Raw genomic sequence first — 7,771 nt, 5'->3', positions numbered from 1 at the left:
TCAATTTTTTAAGCGCCAGTCGCAAAATCGCTGGCGATATCTGCATGGGCTATGCCGTCTGCCCCAAACTGACCAGGCGGCCCAGCGTCTCCTGTGCATTCATGGACTTGGCCAGTGACACGGCAGTCATGCCGCGGCTGTCCACGGCATCGATGCGGGCGCCGTGTTGCAGCAGCAGGTCGAGGATGGCCAGGCGGTTGAACATGGCGGCCATCATCAAGGGGGTCTTGCCATCCGGACTGTTGCCTTCCACGTTGGCGCCGTGCCGGAGCAGCAGTTCGGCGATGTCCAGGTAACCCTTGTAGGCCACGCCGGCCAGCGGCGTCTGGCCCTGGTCGTTCGGGACGTTGGCGTCGGCGCCTGCTGCGAGCAGCAGGCGCGACGTTTCCAGGTGGCCATGGTAGCTGGCCAGCATGATCAGGCTGTCGCCTTTTTCGTTGCGAAAGTTCACTGGCACGCCCTGAGCCACCATGGCGCCCAGTTGCTGCGTATCGCCTTCGCGCACGAGGGCGAACAGGCCCTGGATGAATTCCAGGGTTTCGGCATCCATCGTTGGCGGGAGTTTTCGTGCTTCGGTGTTCATCGTGTTCTTTCTGCGAACGTTAAATGGATATTGAAGTATTGGCCGGGAAGTGTCAATTGTACGAGTTCCGCTCATCATGAGAGGCAAATGCGGCAGGTGCTTTGCTTGTAAATTTCCATTATTAAACTATATTGGAAAATGATGTGATTTTTATATCGCGTCAGTTATTCCGATTCGGAAATTTAATACTTCCAGAAATTCCAAAGGAGGGACGGAGCATGAGTGCGATGTTAGAAAAGAAATCCTTGGATAAGCCGGACGAAGTTCGCCCATTCAAGGATGGGGCTGGCCGGATGGCTGTCTTTACGCTTGGCGAACAGACCATGGGGCGCGGCGAATTTGAGCCTGGCTGGCGTTGGAGTCTGCACGTAAAACCGATTGCAGGAACCGATTCGTGCCAGGCAGCGCATACCGGCATGGTCCTTGAGGGACGGATGGTGGTACGGATGAATGATGGCGCCGAAATGGAATATGGTCCGGGTGACGTCTTCTATATGCCACCGGGGCACGACGCCTGGGTGGTTGGAAACCAGCGTTGTGTCCTGTTCGATGTAACAGGCGTCGCAAGGTATGCCAAACCGCAATAAGCGGGGCCAATGTATGCGCGAGACAGTCGCCTACACGCCCGCCGTCAGCGCCTTTTGCCGCGCGGCCAGCGCCGCGCCGATGAAGAGGGCGATGGCCGAGGCAATCAAGCCCCGTTCCAGGCCTGCGGGGCCGTCGGCGATCCAGCCGACGACGATGGGGCCGACGATCTGGCCCAGCGCAAACACCGTCGTGTAGGCGCTGATGCCTGCCGTCCAGGATTGCTGCGGCAGGTTATGCCGTACCAGGGCCGTGGTCGACGCCACCACCGACAGGAATACGGCGCCGAAGACCAGGCCGGAGAAGAACACGACGGGTACAAAGCTCGTCAGTGCGGGCAGGATGGTCACTGCGCCCAGCACGCCATTCAATATCGCCAGCGATTCGCCGCCCTTGTAGCGGTCCAGCATGCGCGCCCAGATGCGCGACGACGCTACCACCGCCAGCCCCAATAAGGTGTAGAACACGGTGATCAAGGTGGCGCTCATGCCTTGCTGCTTGAGCAGGGCGATCACGAAGGTCATGTAGCCGATATAGCCGACGCCAAACATGAAATAGCCTGCCAGACTGGGCAAGAAATCGCGCCAGGCGAAAGGCCGCGGCGTGTCGAGGGTACGCGGCGCTTCGCCGATCACTTTCGCCGGCAAGGCCATGATGGCGGTGGCGAGCAGGCAGGCGATGCCCAGTGCCAGCCAGGGCCACTGCCACGCATGCGCGGCACCGTGCTCCTGGGCGGACGCCAATGCGGCCGGCACCAGCAGGGCAGACAAAGCAATGCCGAAACCCGTGCCACCGTAATACAGCCCGATGTAGAAGCCGGCGCGCTGGCTGTGCATGGAACCGAGCCGCGCCGCCAGCACGCCGCCGGCGATGAACATGAAGGCGCTGGCTACGCCCGCGCACACGCGCTGCAGGAACAGGGTGGCCGTGTCGCTGACGAGGCCCGACATCAGCATGAAGATGCTGGCCAGCACGGAACCGATGATCAGCAGGCGCCACACGCCCAGGCGGCGCATCAGGGCGGGCGTGGCCAGGGCGCCGAGAAAATAGCCGAGTGCATTGAAGGTGTTCATGGCCCCGGCCAGCAGGTAGGACCAGCCCAGGTCGGCGCGCATGGGCGGCAGCAGCAAGCCGTAGGAAAAGCGCGACAGGCCGAGGGCGACGGCGGCGCCCAGCGAGAGCGCCAGCGCCGTGGCCAGCGGATGGGCCGGGGAATGATCGTGTGTCGGCATGGCCTTGGGACCCGTTTATGTGAACAGCGTGGCGTTGGCGCCGGGGCAGGCCGGCGGGCGAGGTCTGTGAGTGACAGTGGCATAGGGCGCTGACGACACGCTTTTTTACTATCAAGTTAATGAATTGGCGCTGGGAAGTCAAGCAGGGCCGCACCTGTGTATGGCGGGCAATAGTGCAATCCTTGCCATCGTTACTTTTGGAGAGAATTGTGAGACATGCAATACCATATAATTGCAATTAGGAAATTAACTTGCTTAAAATCAATTTTGCAGGTGGCTCCTGATCCTCCATATCATAAGGGCACTATGAACAAGAATAAACCCGGCGCGTTGTTGATTGCAGCGCTGATTGGCGCGGCGTTGGCTGGCTGCGCTTCCGAATCCTCGCAAGCTTTGGCTGTCCCTACGGTTGCCAGCGCAGCCCGTCCCTACGTTGGTCCACGCACGCTGATCGCTGTCGGCAAGTTCGACAATCGCTCGAATTTCATGCGCGGCATCTTTTCCGATGGCGTCGACCGCCTGGGCAGCCAGTCGAAAACGATCCTGATTGCGCACCTGCAGACGTCCAACCGTTTCAACGTGCTCGACCGCGACAACATGGCAGAACTCAAGCAGGAAGCCGAGTTCAAGAAGCAGGGCCAGAATATCAAGGGCGCCGATTTCGTCGTCACGGGTGACGTGACCGAATTCGGCCGCAAGGAAGTGGGCGACAAGCAATTGTTCGGCATCATGGGCCGCGGCAAGACGCAAGTGGCCTATGCCAAGGTTACCTTGAACGTCGTCAATATCGCCACCTCGGAAGTCGTGTACTCGGCTGGCGGCGCCGGCGAATACAGCCTGTCGAACCGTGAAGTACTGGGTTTTGGCGGCACCGCCAGTTATGACGCCACCCTGAACGGCAAAGTCCTGGACCTGGCCATGCGCGAAGCGGTCGAGCGCCTGGTGGCTGGCGTCGAAGCGGGCGCATTGCGCAAACAATAAGGTATCCCATGAAAACAATGATGAACAAGGGCGCAGCCCTGCTGGCGCTGCTCGCCTGTGCCGCCCTGACCGGTTGCGCCACGCAATCGAAGACCCTGTACCAGTGGGAAGGCTACCAGCCGCAAGTGTATGAATACCTGAAGGGTGAAAGCCCGGAGCAGCAGATCGCCGCCATGGAAAAAGACTTGCAAGTGATCGGTGCCAAGGGCAATCACGCGCCGCCGGGTTACCACGCCCACCTGGGCATGCTGTACTCGATCGCGGGCAAGCCGGAGCAGGTCGCGGCGCAGTTCGAAGACGAGAAAAAACTGTTCCCGGAATCGACGCCGTACATGGATTTCCTGTTGGGTAAATTGAAAAAAGGCGAGAAATTATGATGTCGCGCATGTTGAAAATGGCCCTGTGCCTGGGTCCTGCCATCTTCATGGTCGGTTGCGCCACCAAGCAGGCGGCATACGACTACACCGCCTTCAAGGCAGCCAAGCCCCGCTCGATCGTGGTCTTGCCGCCGCTGAACAATTCTCCGGAAGTCAATGCCGGCAACAGCGTCTATGCCCAAGTAACCTATCCGCTGGCCGAAGCGGGCTATTATGTGCTGCCGGTGGCCGTGGTCGGTGAAACCTTCAAGCAGAACGGCTTGACGAACGCCGCCGATATCCACGGCGTCGATGCGAAAAAGCTCAACGAGATCTTTGGCGCCGATGCGGGTCTGTACGTGACGATCTCCAAGTACGGCACGACGTACGCCGTGATCGACAGCGTGACGGTGGTATCGGTCGATGCCAAGCTGGTCGACCTGAAGACGGGCGCCTTGCTGTGGCAGGGCGCGGCCAGTGCGTCGAGCAACGAAGGCAATAACAGCGGTGGCGGCGGCCTGATCGGCGTGCTGGTGACGGCGGCTGTCAAGCAGATCATCAACACCAGCACCGACGCCAGCCATCCGCTGGCTGGCACGGCGAATGCGCGCATGCTGTCGGCCGGCGTGCCGAATGGCCTGTTGTACGGCCCACGTTCGGAACGCTACCTGGCGCAGTAATGGCCTTACCAGGCCCGGCGCTTTGCCGGGCCTGTCGCAATGTCAACGACCGGCCTGCCGTGAGCATGCCCAATGTCGAATACCAGCCCAGTCTCTACTTCATGGTGGCCATGCGGCCGATGGTGGGGCAGACCCATGGCCTGGAGAATTTCCCGGACATGACGCAGTATGCGCGTCCGGTCACTGTCGCCACGGTGGACGTGACGCTGAGTCGCCAGCAGGGCCTGTGGCGCTTCGATTTCAGCGCCAGCTAGAGCGCGCCGACCTGCACCGGCCTGCGCCGGCGCCAGAACGGCGCCGACGGCCAGCGCGTTTCCTGGCCGTAGCAGTACGCCAGGTGGCGTGCGTATGCGGCGCCGATGGCCGACAATTCCCCATGGTAGTGTTGATAGGCTTGCAGCTCACCCTGCAGCGTGCGGTCGGCGGCCTCGGCGGCGGCCAGGCCCGTGTACAGGGCGTTGAAGATGCCTTGCGACGACAGCGGATCGAAGCTCAGGGCGGCGTCGCCGACGGCGAACCAGCCTGGGCCGGCTCCGGTGTCCAGGGTGGCCGTATGGGCAGGCGTGGCCAGGGTTGGTGTATCGGCCGTGTAGCCTTGTTGTTCCAGCAATTCCCGCGTGGCCGGCAAGCGCCGCGCCGCCGCTTCCAGCCAGCCGGTATTTCGCAAGGCGTTGCTGTCGAGCAAATCTGCATCCGTGTGCAGGGCCAGCACGCGGCGCTGGCCGGGCAGGGGGGCGCTGTACCACCAGCCGTCTTCGCACGCCTCGATGTGGGCAAAACCCCGCGCCGAGGGTGTGCGCTCATGTCCATATTGCCATACTGAAACTAACCGGTCGCTGCGCCGGCGCCGCGCCCCGATTCCGCGGGCCAGCCGGGCGCTGCGGCCCGTGGCGTCGATGACAATGCGCGCCGCCGCGTCGCAGGGGCCGCGCGATGTTTCCAGCCGTACTTTCCAGCCGCCATCTTCCGGCGTGATGCCGGCGACCTTGGCCGAAGCCAGCAACGCGGCGCCGCGCCGGCGCGCCTCGTCGCGCAGCCACAGGTCGAAGCTGCCGCGCGCCAGGTGCCAGCCGTGCCCGTCGGGATCGCTGAGAAAATGGTGTTCCGTCCAGGCGCCGTTCCACCAGGCGCGGTTGCCGTGGTAGGGCGCATGACCCTGCCGCAGGAAGGCGTCAAGCAAGCCCATGTCCTGCAGCAGGCGCGCGGCGGCCGGCGGCAGCGATTCGCCGATGCGCGCCAGCGGCGCGGCCAGCCGGTCCACCAGCAAGACCCGGTGCCGCCCTGCCAGGTTCAGGGCGGCCGTGGCGCCGGCCGGACCGGCGCCGACGATGAGCACGTCGGCCTGCAGCACGGTCACAAGCGGTGCCGCTGCAGATGGCGCGCTTTTTCCGTGCCTTCCAGGTCGACGTCGACGAACTCGTCCGGAATTCCCGCCGCGGCGCGCAGCTGGTGCTTGCCGGCTATCGGCTGCGGCAGGTTTTCCACCTGCAGGAAGGCGGGGAAACCGGTCATATCCGTGGGGCCGGGACGCACCTCGACCACGCCCACTTGCGCCAGGTCGGCGATCATGTTGTTGATCTGCTCTTCATAGCTGATGTTACCCAGCGGACGTATCCACGCGGCACGCCGGGCGAAGGCGGCCAGACGGTCGTCGATGGGAATTTCGCGGTTCATCACCGTGTCGTAGGCAAGCTTGCTCATCACCTGGTTCGGCACGCGCGCGGGCCAGAACGTGGGCACGTAGGGATCGTAATCGGACTGGTAGCCGGAGCGGCAGCTGGCCGTGTCCGTCTGCCATGGCACGGCCATCCAGCGCGTCACGCCGCCGGCGATCTGCGCCGAGCAGGGGCTGCCGATATTGTCCGGCGTCAAGACGGCGCCATAGTCGGGCTCCACCCAGCCCGGTGGCCGGTGCGCCAGGCGGAACGGTGCGCTGTACATGCTGGCCTGCCGCATGGGCCAGGTCATTTCGCAGCCGGGGTGGAAGGCGTCGGCCAGGCAGAATTCCATGGCCGCGCGCAGCAGGGTGTCCGGTTGCAGGACCACGTCCACGTCGGCCAGGCTTTGCGGCGGCACCTTGCCGGGCGCGTAGTCGTCCGTGAATTCGCCGGCCGCCCATTGCTTGAGGAAGCGCAATTGCAGATTGCTCAGGGCGCAGTTCTGGCGCGGCGTGTCTGCCGGCGGGATGGCCATCGCGTCGCCATACAGCCACGGCCACGGCGATGGCGCCCAGGCGTCGCGCTCGAACTGGCGGAACTGGTTATAGATGACGTTGCGCCACTCCTTGCGGTTGTCGGACGGGCTGGCCAGGCGCGCCATCCACTCGTCGCGGCTGAACGGCGTGCTGCCATCCCAGCCAAAGGCGGCCGCGAAGCCGGCGTTGACCCATTGCAGGTTGGACAGGCGTTCGAAAATGGGGCGGATATCGTCCTGGAACGAGGGAACGGCCGGCGCGGCAATTTTGCCTTCGGAAACAAACAAGTCGCGCATCAAGTCCCACATGGTGCGCACCGACTTTTGCTGCGGCGCATAGTCGGGCGGCGCGACGACCACCCAGGCCATGTCGACGGGCAAGGCCTGGCCTTGGTAGTGGACCTTGGCGCAGACGGGGCCGTCGGCCGTGTCGTCGTACCAGCCTTCATTGTTGGCAAAGGTGATGGCGCGCGCGCCATTCCACGAAGCGGACTTGCCATGCCCGCCCAGCACGATCAGCCGGCCCATGGCGTCCGTGCGCAATTCGCCCAGGTAGACGGGCGTGCCCAGGAAGCTGCCGCTGTCGAAGGCGACGGCCGGCTGTTCGCTGCCGCTGATCTTGCGCTCGCCCGGCGTGATTGACAGTTGCGCGCGGTCGGTGACGGCCATGTTGCGCAGGAACGAGGGCTGGGTGACATGCGCCTCGGGAATATCGAGCGCGATCTGGAACTGGTACCACGCCGCCTTGGTATTGGCCAGGGTGACGGACCATTCGATGTCGGCATTGCCGGCGTTCAATTCGGCCACCGCCACGCCAGCGGCATTCAGGCCGTAGATGCGAAAGCCGGCCGCCTGGCGTTTGATGGCCCCGGATGCATCGCGGTAATACCCGGCCGGCCGTGCCGCCGGTTCCGGCACCTCCGGTCCCAGAAAGTACTCGCTGGGGCTGTTGCCCACGCGGGCAATGCCGATGGGCGGATAAATCGCCGCCTTGACGATGACGGTATCTTGGGTGGAGCTGGACATGGCAGGCCTTTCCAGGTGCGTGGAGGGAAGGAAAATATACCGCATAAAAAACGCGCCAAATGCGCACATAGTCACGCTAGCGTGAATTCCGGCGCCAGATCGGGCAATGCAGTTGCTGCACAGATTGACTTGTTG

The 7,771-nt window shown here is 63.3% G+C and carries 9 protein-coding genes; 5 read left to right on the top strand and 4 right to left on the bottom strand.

Annotated features, from left to right (window positions below; translation table 11 throughout):
- Positions 1-49: 49 nt before the first annotated feature.
- On the bottom strand, positions 50-583 hold the full coding sequence (locus SJI03_RS10995; RefSeq protein WP_322427210.1) for an ankyrin repeat domain-containing protein: 534 nt from the start codon (positions 581-583) through the stop codon (positions 50-52).
- 218 nt (positions 584-801) lie between these two features.
- Between SJI03_RS10995 and SJI03_RS10990 the strand changes: the two genes are divergently transcribed.
- A complete protein-coding gene (locus tag SJI03_RS10990; RefSeq protein ID WP_077403412.1) occupies positions 802-1,170 on the top strand; it encodes a cupin domain-containing protein in 369 nt (122 codons plus the stop codon).
- 30 nt (positions 1,171-1,200) lie between these two features.
- Here SJI03_RS10990 and SJI03_RS10985 read toward each other — a convergent pair whose 3' ends face one another.
- Positions 1,201-2,400: a YbfB/YjiJ family MFS transporter gene (locus SJI03_RS10985; protein WP_099377093.1), complete on the bottom strand. Its 1,200-nt coding sequence runs from the start codon at positions 2,398-2,400 to the stop codon at positions 1,201-1,203.
- A gap of 306 nt (positions 2,401-2,706) precedes the next feature.
- Here SJI03_RS10985 and SJI03_RS10980 point away from each other — a divergent pair, with 306 nt between their 5' ends.
- The 4 genes from SJI03_RS10980 (at position 2,707) to SJI03_RS10965 (ending at position 4,671) form a co-directional block, all read left to right on the top strand.
- The gene (locus tag SJI03_RS10980) at positions 2,707-3,381 is read left to right on the top strand and encodes a CsgG/HfaB family protein (RefSeq protein ID WP_071077629.1); all 675 of its coding nucleotides are present in this window, start codon (positions 2,707-2,709) and stop codon (positions 3,379-3,381) included.
- Positions 3,382-3,389: 8 nt separating this feature from the next.
- Positions 3,390-3,758 carry a DUF4810 domain-containing protein gene (locus SJI03_RS10975; protein WP_225240994.1) on the top strand — a complete coding sequence of 123 codons (369 nt, stop codon included), beginning with the start codon at positions 3,390-3,392 and terminating at the stop codon, positions 3,756-3,758.
- On the top strand, positions 3,755-4,417 hold the full coding sequence (locus tag SJI03_RS10970; protein ID WP_099377092.1) for a DUF799 domain-containing protein: 663 nt from the start codon (positions 3,755-3,757) through the stop codon (positions 4,415-4,417). Before SJI03_RS10975 ends, SJI03_RS10970 begins: the two co-directional genes overlap by 4 nt.
- Positions 4,418-4,482: 65 nt before the next feature.
- On the top strand, positions 4,483-4,671 hold the full coding sequence (locus tag SJI03_RS10965) for a hypothetical protein (RefSeq protein WP_099377091.1): 189 nt from the start codon (positions 4,483-4,485) through the stop codon (positions 4,669-4,671).
- On the opposite strand, the gene SJI03_RS10960 is transcribed toward SJI03_RS10965, so the two are convergent.
- Complete coding sequence (locus SJI03_RS10960) at positions 4,668-5,774, bottom strand: tryptophan 7-halogenase (RefSeq protein WP_322427209.1); 1,107 nt, start codon at positions 5,772-5,774, stop codon at positions 4,668-4,670. The two genes, SJI03_RS10965 and SJI03_RS10960, sit on opposite strands and share 4 nt — an antisense overlap.
- The gene (locus SJI03_RS10955; protein WP_322427208.1) at positions 5,771-7,636 is read right to left on the bottom strand and encodes a LodA/GoxA family CTQ-dependent oxidase; all 1,866 of its coding nucleotides are present in this window, start codon (positions 7,634-7,636) and stop codon (positions 5,771-5,773) included. The genes SJI03_RS10960 and SJI03_RS10955 overlap by 4 nt, the downstream gene beginning before the upstream one ends.
- Between the last annotated feature and the right edge of the window lie 135 nt (positions 7,637-7,771).

Origin of the sequence: Janthinobacterium sp. GMG1, assembly GCF_034427795.1 — a bacterium.
In the GTDB taxonomy this organism is placed as follows: Bacteria; Pseudomonadota; Gammaproteobacteria; order Burkholderiales; family Burkholderiaceae_D; genus Janthinobacterium.
This window is presented reverse-complemented; position numbering and strand designations above follow the sequence as displayed.